Here is an 821-nt window from a genome sequence, read left to right as displayed (position 1 = left end):
TTCGGCGCCATCCGGTGCCGGACGCCGGAATACTCCGCCCCGGCGCGTGTCGGTCGCCGGTGGACGCACGGGCGCGCGGCAGAATGTCAGCTCGGACAATCGCTTCGGGACCGTGCGGCGTGGCAGGCCGCCGAGGCGAGCGCGACGGCCGCGGATCGCGTGACCACCGGCCGCGCAGGAGGGAGGCACGCATGACCGTGCAGGAAACCTCCTTCGACGCGGCCGCTTTCGACGCCGACGCGTTCGAGCCGTACGGGCCGCTGCCCACCGGGACGACCGTGCTGGAGGCCAGCGCGGGCACCGGCAAGACGCACGCCATCGTCGGTCTGGCGGTGCGCTACGTCGCCGAGGCCGGGGTCGACATATCCCAGTTGCTGCTGGTGACATTCAGCCGTGCGGCGACCCAGGAGCTGCGGGAACGCACGCGCGACCGATTCGTCGCCGTGGCCGCCGGATTGGCCGACCCGGCAGCGGCCCGTGCGCACGCCGACGAGCTGGTCCGCCATCTCGCGCAGGCCGGGGAAGGCGAGGTCCGGCTGCGGCAGCGGCGGTTGCTGACCGCCCTGTCGGATTTCGACGCAGGCACCATCGCCACCACCCACAGCTTCTGCCAGCGCATGCTCGACGAACTCGGGCTCGCGGGCGAGCACGACCCGGCCACCAGACTGGTGGAGACCGTCGACGACCTCGTCGGCACCGTCGTCGACGATCTGTATCTGCACCGCTATGCCCGTGCCGAACCACCGTTCTCGGTCAAGGAGGGCCGCACGCTGGCGCTGGCCGCGGTGCGCGACCGGCACGCCGCGCTGGTGCCCGACGAC

1 protein-coding gene is annotated in these 821 nt (G+C 72.6%); it reads left to right on the top strand.

What is annotated here, in order from left to right; genetic code table 11:
* Nucleotides 1-191: 191 nt before the first annotated feature.
* A partial coding sequence (locus NG1_RS34850; RefSeq protein WP_157114429.1) for a UvrD-helicase domain-containing protein occupies nucleotides 192-821 on the top strand: 630 nt, incomplete at its 3' end.

The sequence above is a fragment of the Nocardia gamkensis NBRC 108242 genome (assembly GCF_001612985.1).
In the GTDB taxonomy this organism is placed as follows: Bacteria; Actinomycetota; Actinomycetes; order Mycobacteriales; family Mycobacteriaceae; genus Nocardia; species Nocardia gamkensis.
The sequence above is the reverse complement of the archived record's forward strand: the minus strand, read 5'-3'. Positions and strand labels throughout refer to the sequence as shown.